1 protein-coding gene is annotated in these 552 nt (G+C 31.3%); it reads left to right on the forward strand.

Going from position 1 to position 552, the window contains the following annotated elements; translation table 11 throughout:
• Window positions 1-289: 289 nt before the first annotated feature.
• A partial coding sequence (locus tag SM447_RS29785) for a hypothetical protein (RefSeq protein ID WP_474576189.1) occupies window positions 290-552 on the forward strand: 263 nt, incomplete at its 3' end.

A 552-nucleotide genomic window follows, 5' to 3' on the forward strand; every position in this document is an offset into this window, starting at 1 on the left:
TTTCTGTTTATTAAGTCCTTATCCCTTCGGTATTGTAATAAATATTTGCCATAAGTAATGGATTTGAATTAAATTTTTAAAAATTTAAAGTTGTAGATATAATGATCTATTTTCACATTTTTTATAACATAGTTTCTTTAAAATATTATCCGCTTTCATTCTTGTGAAATCATGGAAGTGAGGTCTTAATACCCATCGATTGATTCTTTAAATGAATAGTTGACAGAACATTTTGTAATTAATTATATTAATCTGGTGTTAATTAAATCTTTTATCCAAGAGGTGGAACATGAATCTATCAAAAAAGTCGTTACGTGTTTTAGCGAGCCTTTCCATTGCGGCTACTGTTAGTTTAACGGCAACAGTTCCGAACGTTCTGGCGGTTACTCAACCTGAAGCCGATACTCCTTTAACAAAGGACAAACTTCAAAAACTTTCTGTTCAGAATATCGAAAAACTTTCTAATGGTGTAAAGCTGGACTTAGGAACAAATGAAGCCTATATCCGTATATTTGACAAAGATCTAGTCAAAGTTTCCGTAGTGAAAAAAGG

The organism is Micromonospora aridisoli (genome assembly GCF_056150025.1).